14 protein-coding genes and 2 pseudogenes are annotated in these 17,094 nt (G+C 52.4%); 7 read left to right on the top strand and 9 right to left on the bottom strand.

Annotated elements, in window-relative coordinates; all coding sequences use genetic code 11:
• Positions 1-2: 2 nt before the first annotated feature.
• Complete coding sequence (locus E6B08_RS19770; protein WP_136915582.1) at positions 3-1,592, top strand: aldehyde dehydrogenase (NADP(+)); 1,590 nt, start codon at positions 3-5, stop codon at positions 1,590-1,592.
• A gap of 87 nt (positions 1,593-1,679) precedes the next feature.
• Here the strand turns inward: E6B08_RS19770 and E6B08_RS19765 are convergent.
• A pseudogene (locus E6B08_RS19765) lies at positions 1,680-1,805 on the bottom strand (IS30 family transposase); the annotation flags it as partial.
• 87 nt (positions 1,806-1,892) lie between these two features.
• Between E6B08_RS19765 and E6B08_RS19760 the strand changes: the two are divergent.
• Positions 1,893-2,297, top strand: a complete 405-nt coding sequence (locus tag E6B08_RS19760) for a recombinase family protein (protein WP_136915581.1) — start codon at positions 1,893-1,895, stop codon at positions 2,295-2,297.
• Positions 2,298-2,692: 395 nt separating this feature from the next.
• On the opposite strand, the gene E6B08_RS19755 is transcribed toward E6B08_RS19760, so the two are convergent.
• Entirely contained in the window at positions 2,693-2,899 is a 207-nt protein-coding gene (locus E6B08_RS19755; protein WP_136915580.1) for a hypothetical protein, read from the bottom strand.
• A complete protein-coding gene (locus E6B08_RS19750; RefSeq protein ID WP_161775528.1) occupies positions 2,892-4,442 on the bottom strand; it encodes an EAL domain-containing protein in 1,551 nt (516 codons plus the stop codon). Before E6B08_RS19750 ends, E6B08_RS19755 begins: the two co-directional genes overlap by 8 nt.
• 297 nt (positions 4,443-4,739) lie before the next feature.
• On the opposite strand from E6B08_RS19750, the gene tnpB reads away from it, so the two are divergent.
• From tnpB to E6B08_RS19735, 3 genes and pseudogenes are all read left to right on the top strand, one after another.
• Positions 4,740-5,099, top strand: a complete 360-nt coding sequence (tnpB, locus tag E6B08_RS19745; protein WP_028699721.1) for an IS66 family insertion sequence element accessory protein TnpB — start codon at positions 4,740-4,742, stop codon at positions 5,097-5,099.
• An 18-nt stretch (positions 5,100-5,117) separates the two neighbouring features.
• Positions 5,118-6,649: pseudogene (gene tnpC, locus E6B08_RS19740) on the top strand (IS66 family transposase).
• A 97-nt stretch (positions 6,650-6,746) separates the two neighbouring features.
• The gene (locus tag E6B08_RS19735; RefSeq protein ID WP_136915579.1) at positions 6,747-7,223 is read left to right on the top strand and encodes a hypothetical protein; all 477 of its coding nucleotides are present in this window, start codon (positions 6,747-6,749) and stop codon (positions 7,221-7,223) included.
• Between the two features lie 824 nt (positions 7,224-8,047).
• Here the strand turns inward: E6B08_RS19735 and E6B08_RS19730 are convergent.
• The 3 genes from E6B08_RS19730 to E6B08_RS19720 all read right to left on the bottom strand — a co-directional run bounded on the left by E6B08_RS19730 (position 8,048) and on the right by E6B08_RS19720 (position 9,993).
• Positions 8,048-8,371, bottom strand: a complete 324-nt coding sequence (locus E6B08_RS19730; RefSeq protein ID WP_136915578.1) for a hypothetical protein — start codon at positions 8,369-8,371, stop codon at positions 8,048-8,050.
• A 216-nt stretch (positions 8,372-8,587) separates the two neighbouring features.
• Positions 8,588-8,863 (bottom strand): hypothetical protein, encoded by a 276-nt coding sequence (locus E6B08_RS19725; RefSeq protein ID WP_136915577.1) that lies wholly within the window; start codon positions 8,861-8,863, stop codon positions 8,588-8,590.
• A gap of 491 nt (positions 8,864-9,354) precedes the next feature.
• Positions 9,355-9,993 (bottom strand): LysR substrate-binding domain-containing protein, encoded by a 639-nt coding sequence (locus E6B08_RS19720; RefSeq protein WP_136915576.1) that lies wholly within the window; start codon positions 9,991-9,993, stop codon positions 9,355-9,357.
• A gap of 725 nt (positions 9,994-10,718) precedes the next feature.
• Between E6B08_RS19720 and E6B08_RS19715 the strand changes: the two genes are divergently transcribed.
• Positions 10,719-11,936 carry a PucR family transcriptional regulator gene (locus E6B08_RS19715; RefSeq protein WP_136915575.1) on the top strand — a complete coding sequence of 406 codons (1,218 nt, stop codon included), beginning with the start codon at positions 10,719-10,721 and terminating at the stop codon, positions 11,934-11,936.
• Between the two features lie 248 nt (positions 11,937-12,184).
• Here the strand turns inward: E6B08_RS19715 and E6B08_RS19710 are convergent, their stop codons facing one another.
• The 3 genes from E6B08_RS19710 to E6B08_RS19700 form a co-directional block, all read right to left on the bottom strand.
• A complete protein-coding gene (locus tag E6B08_RS19710) occupies positions 12,185-13,204 on the bottom strand; it encodes a GlxA family transcriptional regulator (protein ID WP_136915574.1) in 1,020 nt (339 codons plus the stop codon).
• Between the two features lie 196 nt (positions 13,205-13,400).
• Positions 13,401-14,786 (bottom strand): GABA permease, encoded by a 1,386-nt coding sequence (gabP, locus tag E6B08_RS19705; protein WP_136915573.1) that lies wholly within the window; start codon positions 14,784-14,786, stop codon positions 13,401-13,403.
• A gap of 73 nt (positions 14,787-14,859) precedes the next feature.
• Positions 14,860-15,642: a creatininase gene (locus tag E6B08_RS19700; RefSeq protein WP_016488025.1), complete on the bottom strand. Its 783-nt coding sequence runs from the start codon at positions 15,640-15,642 to the stop codon at positions 14,860-14,862.
• Between the two features lie 316 nt (positions 15,643-15,958).
• Between E6B08_RS19700 and E6B08_RS19695 the strand changes: the two genes are divergently transcribed.
• Positions 15,959-17,086, top strand: coding sequence for a polyamine ABC transporter substrate-binding protein (locus E6B08_RS19695; protein WP_075045746.1), 1,128 nt, complete (start codon positions 15,959-15,961; stop codon positions 17,084-17,086).
• Positions 17,087-17,094 lie beyond the last annotated feature (8 nt).

The following is a 17,094-nucleotide window of genomic DNA, read 5'->3' as shown; positions in this document are numbered from 1 at the left end:
ATATGCAACTCACAGGTGAACAACTAATCGGTTATCAAGCGGTGCGCGGCGAAGGCCGTGAACTCCTTGCGATCAATCCTAATAACCAACAGTCTATTCCAAGCCCTGTGTTCAACTGCGCAAGCGCAGCTCTGGTTAACGAGGCCTGCGAGCTGGCCGAACAGGCGTTCGACTCGTTCCGCTCCGCTGCACCTGAATTGCGTGCCCGTTTTCTCGAAGAGATTGCGGAAGGGATCGTAGGCCTGGGCTCTACATTGACTGAGCGTGCTCACCTCGAAACCGGGCTGCCCATGGCTCGACTTGAAGGCGAGCGGGGACGCACCGTCGGTCAGCTGCGGCTTTTCGCATCTGTTCTTCGCCAAGGCCGTTGGCAGGATGCGACACTCGACTCGGCTCTGCCAGATCGTCAGCCGCTTCCACGCCCCGACCTGCGCATGTGCAAAATTGCGCTGGGGCCTGTCACCGTCTTCGGTGCAAGTAATTTCCCGCTCGCTTTCTCTGTCGCAGGTGGCGATACCGCTTCCGCACTGGCCGCAGGTTGCCCTGTTGTCGTGAAAGCACACCGCGCTCACCTGGGAACCTCCGAGCTCGTAGGGCGAGTGATCCAGGAAGCTTCGAAGCGCCTTGAATTGCCTGAGGGAACGTTCTCGCTGATTGTCGGTGATGGCAACGATGTAGGACAGCAGTTGGTATCGCACCCGGCTATCAAAGCCGTAGGTTTCACCGGATCACGTAGCGGTGGCCTGGCATTGATGCGGGCAGCGGCAGCGCGGCCTGAACCCATCCCCGTCTACGCCGAAATGAGCAGCATCAACCCGGTATTCCTCCTGCCAGGTGCACTGTCTGCTCGGGCAGAGTCCATCGCCACCGGCTTCATCGACGCTCTGGTAATGGGCGCAGGCCAGTTCTGCACCAACCCAGGCATCGTGCTTGCAGTCGATGGCCCTGACCTGGAAGCCTTCCTGGACAAGGCCGGAGCTCATCTGGGCGACAAGGCTGCGCAAACCATGCTGACTCCTGGCATTCATTCTGCCTATTCGCAAGGGATTGATCGCATCACCAGTCAGTCCTGCGTTCAGGCCGTTGCTTCAGGCCAGCCTGATCTTGGAGCCACACAGGCACAGGGGCATCTCTATCAAACGACCTTCGAAAGCGTGGCAGCCAATGCACAGCTCTTGGAGGAGGTGTTTGGCCCGGCAGCTATCGTCATCCGTTGCCAGAACGTCAACGAAATGCTCGCGTTCGCCAAATCCATCGAGGGTCAGCTGACGGCGACACTTCATCTTGAAGATGAGGACTTGGCGATTGCTCAAGGGTTGGTGCAAGCCATGGAGAAGAAGGCTGGCCGCGTATTGGTCAACGGCTTCCCAACTGGCGTGGAGGTATGTGACTCCATGGTACACGGCGGTGCTTTCCCTGCTACCTCTGACAGCCGCACAACGTCGGTTGGTTCGACTGCAATCGACCGCTTCCTTCGTCCTGTTTGCTATCAAAATTTGCCAAATGTCCTCCTCCCTGAGGCATTGAAGCAAAACAACCCTTTGAATATCTGGCGCCTGGTAGACGGAAAAACCACTGCTCCGAAAGGCTAGAGCAACAAATGCCAGCAGCCACACGCAGCCGTGGCTGCTGGCATCCAATTGATCAAATGGCGGTTGCAGAAGCTGAGTGCAACACGGTCATTGAATTGAAGCTGGAGCATCATGCCGCATAACCATGGCCTTCTGCATCACCTCGCCCATAACTTCGATTGGGCATTTGAAGTCGAAGCGCTTACGCGGACGCATGTTCAGTTGCAGTGCGACCCCTTTCTGAATCAGCTATGTTGATGAGGGATTCATCCTTAACGAACATGCAGAAGCCGTGAAACGTGCGCAGAACTCTGTTTTGAAATGGGTGCAAGAGCAACTGCCCAAGAATTAAACAAGATGAACTTCCCCAAGAAATATACTGAAAGCATTGTTGGGAAGGTTCTTCGACAGCCCGCAATTTACGGGTCTTTTATCGCTATGGAGTGGGACGAATCAGGTAAGCCGATTCAGGTCAAAAAAGAGATTAAAGGCTATTATCCGGCAGTAATTTCAGAGTCAGAGTTTTATAGAGTCGGCGCAAAATTGAGTGAGCGACAAGACCCAAAACTTGCAGGGCGAAAGGTCGCAGAATTCAAAAACATCTTACGAGGGATTGTTTTTTGTGCCTGTGGCTCGGGCTTCCGTTACCACGCACAAAAAAGAGAGTATGTTGACTTGGTGTGCTCGGCCTCATTGGCTGGGCGCTGCACGTATGCATCACCATGAAAAGGCGTCAGATATAGATATGCACGAATAGAGGAAATATTCCTTGCCTACCAATCCCTTATCCCATTTCACAGAATAATACCAAAGTCTAAGGATATTAAGTCGCTGGAAAATGAAAAGCAAGAGCTAGCTGGAAAAATTCTTCAACAGGAAAAATCGTTAGCAAGCAATTTCGACATTCTTACTAATGCCTCGGAAACGGCCAAAAAATACATTCTAAGCAAAATTGAGGAAGTAGCTCACGACTTGGATCAGCTTAAAGCAAAGCATAATGAGATTAGCCTAAGAATTAGTTCGCTGCATCTGGCCAGTAAATCCATGCTTAACGTTATGGGAATTTACAAGTTCCTTTTGAACGAGCATGGGCGAATGCGAGTAAATAATTTCCTAATCGGTCAAAACGTAAGAATTACTATAACGCCTATTAAGAAAAACATTTCATCATGGATGTTCACTTGGCTGATGAGCACATTGACCGCATCAGTTTCACCCCGAATGGATACACTGCCGAAAAGAAGCCCCATCTCTAAATCGCTACCAGCCCTAAAACGCACCCAATCAAAGATTTGGCACCTTTTAGGGCTAATATAAAATTTATTCATGTGCAAAATTCATCGCTTCACCCCTAGCTCTTTGCGATCTGACTTTTTCAGTAAGTTCGCTAATTGGCAATGCCTTGCTGAATAGCCATCCTTGAACAAGTGCATCAGGACAGAAATCAAGAATTGCTTTTTTCTGAGCTTCCGTCTCCACGCCCTCAAAAATTATTTTTGCGTTTAAAGCTTTTGCTATTTCATGAATCTTTTGCAGCACTACTGCTGCCGGAGAGTCTGTTCCAGCAGCTTTTGAGAACGACTTGTCAATTTTTATAATATCAACATTGAGCCCGGCCAGATAGGATAGACTTGAATATCCTGAGCCGAAATCGTCAATTAATACTTTATAACCAGAAGCTCGAATGGACTCAATTTTTTGTTCGACCTGGCTAATTTCAGCCGTTGCCCCTTCAAGAATTTCAATTGCAATCTGGCTAGCTGATACGCCGTGACTTCTTGCTGTATCTGATATGTGTCGAATTAGACCGCCATCCAGCAGGTCCTTGGTTTCAATGTTAAAACTCAAATATACTCCCGGATGGCAAGCCAGGCCTCTCGAACACTCTTCCAAAGCCCTATTAACAATCAGCTTGTTCAGCTTCTCTTGCAAACCAAGAGTTTCCGCTTTTTGGATGAAGACATTTGGAGGGACTGATCCGAATTTCTTATCGTGCCAGCGCGCCAAAACTTCGAACCCGGAAACCTTGCCGGTCTTGCCATGAACAATTGGCTGATATGTAGTTGATATTAGCCCATTTCTAATAGCGTATTTTAAACGATATGAAAGTGAGTTTCTAACTCTACGATATTGGTGGGCAGCATAGAAAGCCAACAAGCCCAAAGAACAGCCAGTTAATGCGACAAACAGGAAAAGAGTAGGTTTGCTGGCCTTGAAAATATTTGCTTGAATGTTCGAGCTAACACAAATGTCGTATTTTTCAGAGCACACTCTTGCAGATGCGCTGCTTAGGATATTTCCTTGCTGAAAATCGCCGAACGTGCGCATGATGGTTTTGCCGTCACGAGAGACAATAAATGCATTTAATTCTGCTGGCGGTGATTCAAAAGGTGCAAATGCGGTGGGTGACGTAACCACAAATGAGTTTTCTTTTGCTGAAACATCAATTTTTATTGCGCCGGGAAAATAGCTTGAAGCTGCACTCCACAGCCTAACATTGTTTTTCGTAAGTCTACCCTCACCAGCCAACCTGAAAGCAGGGATTACGCCCCACATAGCGGAGCAAGTAATAGTGTTGTTTTTTATTCGCCCTGCATCTTTTACAAAGCGATATTCATATAAAACTCGTTTTAACGTGTCTAGGTCAGTTAGCCCGCAAGACTCGTCAGAGGTATTGTTTAGCTCATCAAGTGCAGCTGTAAGGTTTCCTGCGACCATTTCGGCATGATTGAGAATAACCTTAGCGTGGGACTCTATCCTGTTATCTGCACTAGCCAACCATAAAAGCTGTGTCACTCCAAATGAGAACAGCACTCCAACTGTCAGGCATCCAGCTAAATAGCACAGAGTGCTTTTTTCGAGCTTTTTCATGCGCACCGCACCACCCATGATTCCCTATTTCCGCCTTATGCCATATCTCTGTGGGGTTGCATAGGGGCTATATGAGCATTTTCAACCATCACGCTATGCGTGACGGCGCTGGACAAATCCAGCGCCAAATGTTGGCCCTAACAAGTCAGGGCCAGCCGGACAAATCCGGCTAAAAACCAAAGCCTCGGACAAGTCCGAGGCGCTGGACAAATGTAAGGGATCCATCATCCCCACATTCCAAGCGTCCACCTGATTCACGATGCTGCGCTCCCGATTTCTTTCTGGAGCCAGCCCACCATGATGCGTCCCGACAGCAAAGTCGAAAAAGTCTACCTCTATCCCAAGTCCGTGGACTTTCGAAAGTCCATCGACGGGCTCACTGCCCTGGTCGAACTGGATATCAAAGTCGCCGTGTTCGACCCGGTACTTTTCGTCTTCCTCAATAAAGCCCGCAACCGCATTAAGGTGTTGTACTGGGAGCGCAACGGCTTCTGCCTTTGGCTCAAGCGCCTCGAAGCCGAGCGTTTCAAAACCTCCCCCGACGCCACCGACGAAGCTATCATTCTGACCGTCCAGGAACTGAATTGGCTACTCGACGGTTTCGATCTCTGGCGCAACCGTCCGCATCAGGTTTTGACACCCCGTTTCGTCGCTTGAGCCGGTATAATCCGGGCCATGATTTCAGTGCCCGATGACCTTCCTGACGACCCTGCCGCGCTCAAACAACTGCTTGCGCAGTTGTTGGCCGAGCGCACGGTCGATAAAGGCCAGATCGTCGATCTTAAAGAACAGGTCAAGCTGCTGCGCGACCGACTGTTCAATCGCAAGTCGAGCAAACCGTCGAGTCCAACACACCCCAACTGGCGTTGTTTAACGAACCTGAAAGCCAGTGGGTACCTGCCGCTGATGATGCTGACGAAGACGTTGTTGCCCCGACCGAGCCGCGTGGCAAACGCAAACCCCTGTCGGCTGACCTACCACGTATTGAAGTCATTCATGACTTGCCCGATCACGAACTGACTTGCGCCTGTGGTTGCCGCAAACACGTGATTGGCGAGCAAACCAGCGAACAGCTCGACATCGTGCCGATGCAGATCCGTGTGCTCAAACACGTACGCAAAGTCTATGGCTGCCGTGGTTGCGAAACTGCGCCGGTCACCGCTGGCAAGCCGGCGCAATTGATCGAAAAGAGCATGGCCAGTCCCAGCGTGCTGGCCATGTTGCTGACCACCAAGTACGTCGATGGCCTACCGTTGCACCGCTTCGAGACGGTGCTGAGCCGACATGGTATCGAGATTCCCCGGCAAACCCTGGCCCGCTGGGTCATCCAGTGCAGCGAACACGTTCAGCCATTGCTGAACCTGATGCGTGACCGCTTGCTGGAAAGCCCGGTGATCCATTGCGACGAAACTAGAGTGCAGGTGCTCAAAGAGCCGGGTCGTGATCCGACCAGTCAATCCTGGATGTGGGTGCAGGCCAGTGGCCCGCCTGATCGACAAGTCGTGCTGTTCGATTACACCACCAGTCGCGCGCAGGAGGTGTCGCTGCGCCTGCTGGAGGGCTATCGCGGCTACGTGATGACCGATGATTACGCTGGCTACAACGCGTTGGCGCTACAGCCGGGTGTTGAACGACTGGCGTGCATGGCGCATGCCCGGCGTAAATTCGTCGAAGCGCAGAAGGTGCAGCCCAAGGGCAAGACCGGTCGCGCCGATGTTGAGCTGACGATGATCAACAAACTGTATGGCATCGAACGCGACCTCAAGGATGCCAGCGATGAACATCGATTTATCGGTCGTCAGGAACGAAGCCTGCCGATCCTTGAGCAGTTGAAAAGTTGGCTCGACAAGACGCACTCGCAAGTGACATCGCAAAGCGTACTGGGCAAGGCGTTGCATTATCTGGCAAACAATTGGAACCGCCTGGAACGCTACGTCGAGGCGGGCCACCTGCCGATCGACAACAACCTGGCAGAGCGGGCCATAAAGCCGTTTGTGATCGGGCGCAAGGCTTGGCTGTTCAGTGACACGCCCAAGGGAGCCACGGCCAGCGCGCAGATCTACAGCTTGGTCGAAACCGCCAAGATCAACGGCCAAGAGTCCTATACGTGGCTGCGCCACGTACTTGAGCGACTGCCGCATGCGTCGTCAGTAGCAGACTACGAAGCGCTGCTGCCATGGAACTGTTCGCCAGAGATGCCACGGTAACCTTGGCTTCCACCTTGCGGTAGGTGGGGTTCATGGATCGTTTACAGACCTTCGCACCTTGGCGAGCCTCCGTGGTGGCGTTCAGGAAGGACAGCGCATGCTGTTCCTGTTCTGGTCACTCAATTTCATGGGTATGAGCTTCCAGGTCAACAGTATGAACTTTTGGGTTGAGGCCAAAGCCGTAGCAGAGAGGTCCTTCCCCAATGGTGATTGGGAAGAAGCGGCGCTTGGAACCGTGTTTGAGAAGGTCTGTCAGCATTGCAGAGGTGAGAAGGTCGAGTTTAATGGGGAAAGCTATAAGCCACTCTACACTCCCCGTAATTCAACGCTGATACGTGCTTTCAATATCACGCCGGAGGAACAACAACACATGATTACTATCATTGATCCAGTGGAAAGAGCACGCCGAGGAAAAGAAAGGAAAATATGGGTGCGCAGGCAGCGTGGAGCGAGTGAACAGAAGAATAGTGATGCCCGAACTAAGCCATGGGAAAAGTTAGGAATAGGCAAAACGACTTATTGCAAGTGTAAGAAGTTACAAAGGCAGCAAACTTGGGGGTTACAAGTAGGGTGAACTACTTCGTCCTGTTATCTAAGGGGATGCTGCGGTGAGGGGGTTTTAAGTATTATTTGAATCTGCCTTTTAGACATGGTTTTGCTCTTGCAATTTCCAGCGCCGAAAGACCATTAAATCATTGTCTTGCTCTTGATTTTTTAAGTTTAAGTTTTACGATATAAAAACAACAATATTAGGCATTACATGACATTTAAAATCTACAATCTCACCCTTAACAAGGGACTAAAAAGCGAAATGCAGACCAGGCTGACTATAAAGCAGGGCTTTGATATTTATCGTATTGAAAATGATAGTTTTTGGGAGTGTTACGCTGGTGAATGGGAGCGTAAAAGTCTCTCTTATAGTGGTATAACCAATCAGCACTATCTTGGTGATCTCAAATTAGACCGGGTAAGTGCATGCCTCTTTTACTATCAGGTTGATGTCTTCCTGCCCTTGCCGTAGTATTTGATAAATTTGTTCATGGTCGTCAGTTTAGTAAAAACCTAAATACTCTTCAGCGTATGTAGTTCGGTGGTGAAAACGAAGAATCTACTCTCAGTTTCAAAAAGCATGAGTTTTCGTTGAATAAATTGGTAGAATGGCATTGGGATAATCATAGTAGGTCGAATATAACAATAGGTAAGGTTTTGGTTACGCCTAAACTACTGGCTGATTTTCAGCAGTCCCTGCTACGAACTGAACAGCAAATAGAAATCCCACCAGAAATGGCCCGAGGGATGTTCTACACTGGAGAGGATGATGCTTTTGCCTTTGGTTAAACAACCCCGTAAGGGGAGCATCTTGGCGAATCCTTCTCCCTCCTAATCCAAGAATTTTTCTTAGACCGAGAAAACTTCTCTTCTAAGGTCAATCACCTTTTGGATTTTCTCCCGATAGGTTTTCCAGATGGGTATATCAAAGGATATGCTTTGTTCAACAATCAGGCGTGCATGAGCTTTGCAATGCCCATCAAGAAATCGCCATGCATCCATTTTAATGCTCAAATCGTCTTGATTAAATATTGCAGGATTGAAAGAAAGGAAAAACTCTAAGACTTTAACCCCTTCGATTCGGTCGGATAGAATTATCTTTTCTAATTCACGAATTGAATTATTGATCTGAATGACTGCGCCTTCATAATCCTTTGCTTTATCCATTGCCACGCACTCCTCTTTTCCCAAGCATATACACAACCTACAAGGCTGTCAATTTATTTGCCATCGCACGAAAGTCTTGGTGAGACAAAAGTTGGAATTTAACTATATCAGGGATAATAGCCCGTGAGAGAACATCTTGGCAAAGGCTGTTCACACATGCACTTAAAATTTTGCTCTGGAATGCGCCATTGGTATTCAAACCAACACGGCGCAAAGCGCGTATCATTTTGGATTGCGCATTCGAATGTGATTTCCTCTGACCAGAGCCTCAGATTTTAGTTGGTAAATCTCTCCGACTCGAAAAGCATAAAAGTCTTGTGATTCTACCGGGACAATTTTCTTTTCTATCCTATGGTCTTCATCGTCGAGATCCATAGTGGTGACTAACGCCAAGCAGACAATTCCCTCATAATCGTTCGGGTCATTTCCACTGTCCAAGTCGAAATACCAGTCCTGAACCGATGAAATGCGATGGATTTCGATAATTTTCTGTCGCATCCTTTGCTTCCTGCTTTTGGTGTTTCACGACACTAGAAATAATTCTTTGCCCAAGGCAATAATACTTTGGTCTAATAAAAACCGCCTTGCTAGGCGGTTTGGTCAAGAGCTTTAAGGTGTTGTGCTGCCATTTGCGTTATCTCTACTGAATTTCAGCGCAATAACTCCGCTTCCGTTCGTCCCGCAATAAGTTGATACGTCTGATATTTTATAACAGTCATTGTATTTCACAGTTCCTACGCTATCCCATCCTACTGCTTTTTGAGATTTCACGATGTTCGCACAAACCTCTACCTGCTTCAGATCTGAAACGACTAGCGAGCACCGATACTCGCACCAGCAGATTAAGATTGCGGGCTCGCTGGATGTGATTTCAGGTGGCAAGCCTTGATTCGACTTCCTATCCAGTCACACAGGATCATTCGCACCGAAAGCAGCAGGCTTTCAGTAGATCGCACCGTACTGACTGATCACCACGCCTGAGGTTGTATTCAAATGTTTGGGTTTCTGCACTGCGCATCCAGCCAGTCGATAAACACCCGCAAGCGTGGCGTTAGACGTCGATGGTGGGGGTAGAGGATGGTGATGGGTAAATCCGGCGGTCGATGCTGGGGCAGTACTTCGATCAAGCTCCCGTGTTCCAGTTGACGGGCGACATGGTAATAAGGGACTTGGACGAGGCCGAAGTTAGCCTCGCAGGCAGCCACATAAGATTCTCCATTGTTGACCGCCAGGCTGGCTGGCAGGGTGCGAAGCAACACCTGGCCGTGGACGCAGAACTCCAAATGTTGCAGCTTGCCGGTGGTGGCCGATAGGTAGTCCACGCAACGCTGCCCTTCGAGTTGTTCGAGCTTGGAGGGAAGGCAATAACGGGCCACATAGTCGGTACTACCGCAGGTGACCTGGCGCAACGGGGGCAAAGGGTGCGCGACCAAGGTTGAGTCCGACAGTTCGCCGACTCTGACCACACAATCGACGCCTTCTTGTACCAGATCAATCATTCGGTCACCGATGCCGATCTCCAGCATGATCTCGTGGTAGATTTGGTAAAAGGTGGGCAGTGCCGGGATGACCACCAGACGGCCGAAAGAGGCCGGCCAATTCAGGGCTAATGTAATTGCAGGTCTCATTTCCAGCGGATGGCAGGCTCAGGAAAGTATCGCTTGCCGACTCGAGGGCCAGTTTGCCGGCTTTGGTCGGCACAAAGTCCATTGTCGGCATTTCATCGTTGGTGCCGAGCTTTAGGAGTCTGCCATTGAACGTCACCGTTTTGTCGGTCAGCGTTGGTTGCTTGCAAGGTGTAGCGGCGTGCGGCGGCGGGCACGGTCAGTGATGTCGCTTGATACCGGGCAGTGTTGAGCACCAGCAGGGCGAGGCCGCTCGGTTGCTCACGTAGATGTTGCTAAGAGATCGTAGAGAAAGCGAGCACTAAGCTGTAACGTTTGGATAGGGGGTGAGCATCACTCCACCGGAAACTTGGTCATACGTCCGCGTGGTCGTCGAGTGCATGAAGCTTGATGGGATTATCTCCAACGTCGTGAGAGTAGATGGAATGTACGGGAGGGCATCTCGATACTTGGTGCTGTTGATCGCAGTCATCTCGCCGTTTGAGGGAGTGATCATGAACGATTTCAGGTAGCATCTCTATTACAAGTCCCCGGCATGGTCGTCGATGAACTTGCTGAGACTTAACCGCATGCGCAATTCGGTCATGGCGTAGGAGCAGTACTGGCATGTCCTTTCAATTTCTAAAGTTGATATCTTCGGCGAGCAGTGACGCCATGGTACAGCCCGACATTCTCATGTGCGAGCCAGTTAGAGGGCGTCAGATGCAGAGCCTGGCGGGTGTCGAGCCATGAGCTTGACTCTGGGTGAGGTCCTGAACCTGCCCGGCTTGGAAGACATGAGGGTCCGTGCAGGCGAGCTTTACTTGCAACGGCGAGTATGCTGGTCCTACGTGGCGGGAAATGAGGGTATCACCGCGTGTAAAATGGGCGGCGAACTAGTATTTATTTCGGAAATCAATTACCTATGTGACGAACGCAAGCTACTCACTTTGGTCGAGACTGGTGCTGTGTTGGGTATTGCCGGGATGGTGGTTCTTACTGGAGGCCCGTTTCCCCAGTGCATCCCGTCTGCAGTGATCGCTCGTGCTGAACAGTTGGGCTTGTCGCTGATCGAGCAGCCCTCTCCGCTGAAGTTGGTGTTTGTGACCCACCTGATCGATACGGCCCTGATGCATATGACTCAAGTGCGGCGCTCACGTAACCACATTCTCGGCCAGTTGCTGACCGGAGATTACCCGAGTCTGGCCATTGCCCGACAGCGGGCTGCGCATCTGCAACTGATGCTTGATATTCCACGGCGACTGGTCGTGCTGCGCTTGTCAGGTATCGAGACGCTGTTTGAGCGCCAAGGCTTGGCCCAAGGCGAGCAGCTGTGGCAAGCCACTCGCCAGTCCATGGAAGACCAACTTGAAGCCTGGGATCGCAGCCGCCCGGGAACGATGACGGTAGAGATGCCGGGCGACCTCTTCGTGCTACTGCTGGCGGATGCCGATGACCTAACGGCAGCCTTGACCACGTTGCGTCGGCAACTGATCGGAGTGGCAGGGGAGTTGGATATGTACATGGGCCTGTCGAGCGTTGCTGAAGATTGTGGTCATTACCGCCGAGTGCTCAACGAAGCGCGCCAGGCGCTGAATGTGGCGCAGAAACTGCGCCCGGAGAGCGGTTACTGCGATTTCAACGAGTTGGGCGTGTTGGGTTTGCTGCAGGGGGTAGTCGACCGCACGCTCATCGACGACTTCGTCGAAAAGACACTCGGCCCGTTGTTCGTGGCCGGCCGTAAACACCCTAAAGTACTCGTGCATACCCTCGACGCTTTGCTCAAGGAAAATGGCAACGGGCTCAAGGCTGCCCAGCGCCTGGGACTTCACCGTAACACCATCAATCAACGTATCCAGCGCATCGAACAACTGAGTGGAAAATCCCTGGACGATCCACTTTTTCGTATGAATGCTTCGATCGCTATTATGGTATGGCACATGTCTGTCGCCCGAGGTAAGGAATAATGACATGAACATCATCAATGCGCGCCTGCGTAGCAAGCGTAGTCCGCTTCGTCCTGAATGGCATGACATCTAGCCAGATCCAAGTGATGGTCCAAAACTGTGCGGAATGACCGAGATTCCCCTGCAGAATTGTGGTGGCGCCCTCGTGGAGCGCACATTCACTTGGATGCCCTCACATTGCGGGCCAGCTGAGGGGAGCATGGCGAGGAAATCCTGGGCCGCGCCACGAAAACTAACGACAGGGTTGTTCAGTGAAGTGAAGAGACTACCTTTTTCCGCTCGCCGATTGGTGAGACACCAAAGAAACGACTGTAGCACTTTGAGAAGTGTGCTGGCGAAATGAAACCACAGGCGAGGGCGATATCACGCACTTGGGATTCACTGTGTAGCAATAGTTGCCTAGCCCGTGTCAGGCGTAGTTCCAAGTAATACTGACTCGGTGTGTTTTGAAGATGCTTGTGGAACAAACGCTCCATTTGCCGAACCGAGATCTCATTTAGTTCTCCAAGCTCTTCCAAGGTCATCGGGTCTTCAAGGTTGGCTTCCATGATTGTAACAATCTGACTGAGTTTGGGCTGAGAAGTGCCGAGCTTTTGCCGCAAAGGCACGCGCTGGCGCTCTTGCGAACCACGTACTCGATCACATAACAGCAGTTCAGCCGCATGACTGGCAATGTCCCGTCCGCCAGGTTCTCGGGCAATCAGTTGTAGGATCATGTCCATGGAGGCCACGCCGCCGGAGCTCGTGAAACGGTCACGGTCAAGCTCGAACAGTTGGTTGGAAATGATAATGCCGGGAAATCGCTCTTTTAGCGCCTCGATATCTTCCCAGTGGATGGTGCACCGATAACCCGTGAGCAGATTGGCGCGCGCTAGCAAATGGCTGCCTGTGCAAATTCCGCCCAATGGTACTTGGTCATGTGCCAACTTGCGAAGCCAGTTGAGGATGGGGCGGGTATTGTGGTCGGAGACTATCGGGTTTGGGCCCACCACGAACAGCATGTCCAGCTTTGGGGCATCCTTGATACTGAAATCGGGCAGGATTCGCATGCCGTTGCTGGCACTCACTGGCTCCATGTCGGCTGCAATGATCAGGGTCTGGAACATGGTTTTGCGTGCTGCCAGGTTGGCCATGCGCAAGGTTTCCACCGCCGAGGCGAAGCCAATGGTGGTGAAATTGGGAGTGACCAGGAAACCGACGACCTTCAGCGGCGGGGCATCATTGACAGGGTATGCCGGTGCCGACGGCGAGGATTTCAACGTACCCATCAATATGACTCCTTGAATGCAAAAATGACGTGCTCTGCGTCTGTTTGTCGTAAATCGGCAATTCATTATGTTTAGGTTGATGCATTTATCCGAGTGATAGTACACGCAGTGCCTTAGCATTGGGAGGTGCCCCGGCGAAAAGCAAAAAAACCTGCGAAAGTAACGCCTTCGCAGGGTGGGTAATGAGTTGGCCTGGTCAGGCAGGCTTGCTCGCCACCGTGGCCGAAGTGCTCCTTCTAGACGAGAAAATGGCGCTCATGCAGACGATGGACAACGCCAGCGCACCGGTTGCCACCACTTCCATTCGATGCCCTGGCATCATCAGCATCATCGTCAAGATACTGATGATGGAGAAGATGACCAGGTAGCTGAGCCAGGGGAACAGCCACATCTTGAAGTCCAGCGCAGTACCTTGGCTATCCATCCGTTTACGCAGAACCAATTGCGAAACAGCGATTGCCAGATAGACCAGAAGCGCTACCGCCCCCGAACTTGCCAGCAGGAAGGAAAACACCTCGTCGGGAGCAAAGTAATTGAGTGCTGTGGTCAAGAAGCCCACTGCGGTACTGGCCAGCACTGCAATCACTGGCACGCCCGCCGCTGAGGTGCGCTGCAGAACGCGAGGGCCGTCGCCGCGCTTGCTCAGCGAATAGACCATGCGCGATGCGGTGTAGATGGCCGAGTTGAGGCAACTGGCAACGGCAATCAGCACGACGATATCGACGATCATCTTGGCGTGCGGGATGTTCATCAGCTCAAGGGCCCGTTGATAGGAGCCGACCTGCACCAGCATGGGGTCGTTCCAGGGCACGATGGAGATGATCAGGAACACCGAGACGATGTAGAAGATCCCCATTCGCCACACCACGGAATTGGTGGCACGGGTGATTTGCTTGGAGGGGTTTTTCGACTCGGCGGCGGCAATGGTGACAATTTCGGTTCCCATGAAACTGAACACGGTGGTGAGCATGGCACCGATGACAGCGGTCATGCCGTTGGGCATGAAACCACCAAACTCATCACTCAGGTTGACCACACCGCTAACTGAAATATCGGGCAGCGCGCCTGTCAGTGCCAATGCACCCAGAGCAATGAACCCTAGCACCGCGATAACCTTGAGCATCGCAAACCAAAACTCGAATTCACCGTAGCGCGCCACACTGAACAGGTTGGTTACGGTCAGCAAACCGGTCACCACCAGTGCGAATTCCCAGGTTTCTATCGCAGGGAACCAGGCATGCAGAATGGCCGCTGCTGCAATGGCTTCGATTGGAATGACCAGCACCCAGAACCACCAGTACAGCCAGCCAATGGTAAAGCCTGCTGTACGTCCCATTGCGCGCTCGGCGTAGGTGGAGAATGACCCGGTATCTGGCGAGGCCACCGCCATTTCTCCGAGCATGCGCATGACCAGAACGACCAGTGTGCCAGACATGATGTACGCGAGAATTGCCGCAGGACCGGCTGCAGCAATGGCATGCCCCGAGCCGATGAAGAGGCCGGCGCCAATAGCGCCGGCGATTGACAACATGGTGACGTGGCGCTGCTTGAGGCCGGGGGCCAGAGTTGAGTTGCTGGACATGCTAATTACCCTTTTTATTCTTGAGGGAGGGTGAACTGCGAACGGCGGTGCTGCTCTGGGCTGGAGATCGGTGTTATTTCTGCAGGTCGAAGGCCTCCCGCACAGCGCTGCTAATGCCCTCTACGCAAACTCGCAGAATCAACTCGCCTTTTTCTCGGTTGGCGCCCTTAGGCGAGGAAAGCGTTCCGCAGGCGGGGGTGCGTTCAGGGATGATGGGGAAGACATCGTAAGGTGGGAATTTTGCCGGAGGGTGGTCGACGGCGCGGCTCAGGTCGACCTTTTCAGGGTGCAGGGCCAGCATCAGTGAAGTTTCGAAAACGCCACCGTGTTCGATGTCCCAGCCGAGGAAACCTTCGGGGTAGAGCTCTTCGATGACCGCCGGCGCGTTGACGAAATCCCAGTAGGACAGAACGACCACCTTGAAATCGGTGATACCGCCATAACGCAGTTCGCGCAGCGCCAGGTCGATGCCTTCGACGATGAACATCGAGTTTTCATAATGGCCATTCATCAAGACCAGCTTGCGCGCCCCATGCCGGGCGAGTTCGCGGATGATGTCCTGGATGGTATGGGTCAGCGTTGCGCCATCCAGGCTGGTGGTGCCGGGAAAGTGGTTGCCACCTCCCGACTTCTGTTGTGACTTGTAGCCATAGGCCAAGGCGGGTAACACCAAGCCGTCGACTTCTCGCGCTACTGCCTTGCACAGGGCGGTAGGCAATAGCACATCCACCTCCATGCACATGTGATGACCGTGCTGCTCCAAGGCGCCCACCGGCAAGAAAATCGTGCTGCCGGAAGCTACCTTCTGTGCGTACTCAGGCCAGGTGAGTTCGCCAACCACTACGCTTTCGTTCATCGGTTATCTCTCTTTATTCTTGTATTCGTTGAAGTAGTCCGTTTGCAGCGAGCCAGTACATGCAACGATTTGATCAGATCACAACGACATTCACTTGTCAGTTCCCGACCTGAATTTGACAAATGCTGACGGACCTGCGGTACAGGTGGGTCGGGTGGGGCAGGGGGCGAATTTGACAAATTACAGGTCGGAAAAACACAACTTGCCCTGATGGCAATCTGCTGCAATCGGTAATCACACAGGCGGTGAAAACCTTGGGGAAGCGGGGCGAAAGCGCGGCTGGGCCAAGGCACTTTTGATTACCAAGGGTATCTCCATGACGCGTCGCGCCGATTTTTCACGCCGTACATTCATCAAGAACAGCAGCATTTTGGCCGGTGTGGCGGCGCTCTCCGGGGTACTTCCGAACAGAACCTTTGGCGCAGCCGAAAAAGAACTGGTGATACTGGCGTGGGCAGGCCACGCCGCGCCCGACATCGTCGCGGATTTCGAGCGCGAGCATGGGGTCAAGGTGCGGGCCAAGTACTACACCGGCGGCGATAACATGCTGGGGCTCATTTCGCAGTCACCACCGGGCACCTTCGACCTGATCCTGTCGGATGCCGAGTATGTGCAACAACTCAACGCCGCCGACTATATCGAGCGACTGGACCCTGCCGATTATCCCTTCGATGACTTCTACCCAGAGTTTCAGCACTTTCCAGGGCACTGGCAGGGCGATGAACTGTATTCGGTCATGGTCCGCTTCGGCTTTCTCGGTATCGCCTTCAATACCCAGTTGCTGCCGGAGTCCAAGGCGAAAAGCTACCAGGTGTTCTGGGACGATAGCCTCAAGGGCAAGGTCGGCCACTTCGACTGGCACCTGCCAAACCTGGGCCAGATCAGTTTGCTCAATGGCAACAGGCTGCCCTACGACATCGACGCGGCGCACTGGAAGAGGCTCCAGGACAAAACCATGAGCCTACGCGGACAAGTGGCCGGGTTCTTCGATTATGGCGGTACCTTCTCCTCCCTGAAAAACGGCCAGATCCACGCGATGTGTGGCATTGGCGACTGGATTACCGGGGTCTTGCAGCGTGCCGGGGCACCGGTAAAAACAGTGATACCCGAGGAGGGCGGCCTGCAATGGACCGAGTCTTATTGCATCGCCAAGAAAGCCCGCAGCCCGGAACTTGCGAAGAAGTTCATTCAATACATCACCTCCCCTGAAGGCCAGGTGAAGTCGGCGAAGATGGAGGCTTACCCAGCGCTGATTCCCAATAAGCGCGGCTGGGAGTTGCTGAACAAGACCGACCTTGCCGAAGCCAGACGCCAAGGCATGGTACTGGGCCAGCGCAATGTCATGGACGACATCCGCGAGGGGCGTATTCAGTATCGCGCGCTCCCCATGCAGCAGAGCCTGGAGGACTGGAACGACTTCTGGTCGCAGTACAAGGGCGCTTGATGGCGCCT

This window comes from Pseudomonas putida, from assembly GCF_005080685.1.
GTDB classification, from domain to species: Bacteria; Pseudomonadota; Gammaproteobacteria; order Pseudomonadales; family Pseudomonadaceae; genus Aquipseudomonas; species Aquipseudomonas putida_V.
Note: the sequence above shows the minus strand (reverse complement) of the source record. Positions and strands in the feature narration are given on the sequence as shown.

What these genes read in the sequence shown, in the direction of transcription:
- E6B08_RS19770 (WP_136915582.1), top strand. Translation starts at nt 3, where the DNA reads ATGCAACTCACAGGTGAACAACTAATCGGTTATCAAGCGGTGCGCGGC.
- E6B08_RS19760 (WP_136915581.1), top strand. Translation starts at nt 1,893, where the DNA reads ATGGGTGCAAGAGCAACTGCCCAAGAATTAAACAAGATGAACTTCCCC.
- E6B08_RS19755 (WP_136915580.1), bottom strand. Translation starts at nt 2,899, where the DNA reads ATGAATAAATTTTATATTAGCCCTAAAAGGTGCCAAATCTTTGATTGG.
- E6B08_RS19750 (WP_161775528.1), bottom strand. Translation starts at nt 4,442, where the DNA reads ATGAAAAAGCTCGAAAAAAGCACTCTGTGCTATTTAGCTGGATGCCTG.
- tnpB (WP_028699721.1), top strand. Translation starts at nt 4,740, where the DNA reads ATGATGCGTCCCGACAGCAAAGTCGAAAAAGTCTACCTCTATCCCAAG.
- E6B08_RS19735 (WP_136915579.1), top strand. Translation starts at nt 6,747, where the DNA reads ATGCTGTTCCTGTTCTGGTCACTCAATTTCATGGGTATGAGCTTCCAG.
- E6B08_RS19725 (WP_136915577.1), bottom strand. Translation starts at nt 8,863, where the DNA reads ATGCGACAGAAAATTATCGAAATCCATCGCATTTCATCGGTTCAGGAC.
- E6B08_RS19720 (WP_136915576.1), bottom strand. Translation starts at nt 9,993, where the DNA reads ATGAGACCTGCAATTACATTAGCCCTGAATTGGCCGGCCTCTTTCGGC.
- E6B08_RS19715 (WP_136915575.1), top strand. Translation starts at nt 10,719, where the DNA reads ATGAGCTTGACTCTGGGTGAGGTCCTGAACCTGCCCGGCTTGGAAGAC.
- E6B08_RS19710 (WP_136915574.1), bottom strand. Translation starts at nt 13,204, where the DNA reads ATGGGTACGTTGAAATCCTCGCCGTCGGCACCGGCATACCCTGTCAAT.
- gabP (WP_136915573.1), bottom strand. Translation starts at nt 14,786, where the DNA reads ATGTCCAGCAACTCAACTCTGGCCCCCGGCCTCAAGCAGCGCCACGTC.
- E6B08_RS19700 (WP_016488025.1), bottom strand. Translation starts at nt 15,642, where the DNA reads ATGAACGAAAGCGTAGTGGTTGGCGAACTCACCTGGCCTGAGTACGCA.
- E6B08_RS19695 (WP_075045746.1), top strand. Translation starts at nt 15,959, where the DNA reads ATGACGCGTCGCGCCGATTTTTCACGCCGTACATTCATCAAGAACAGC.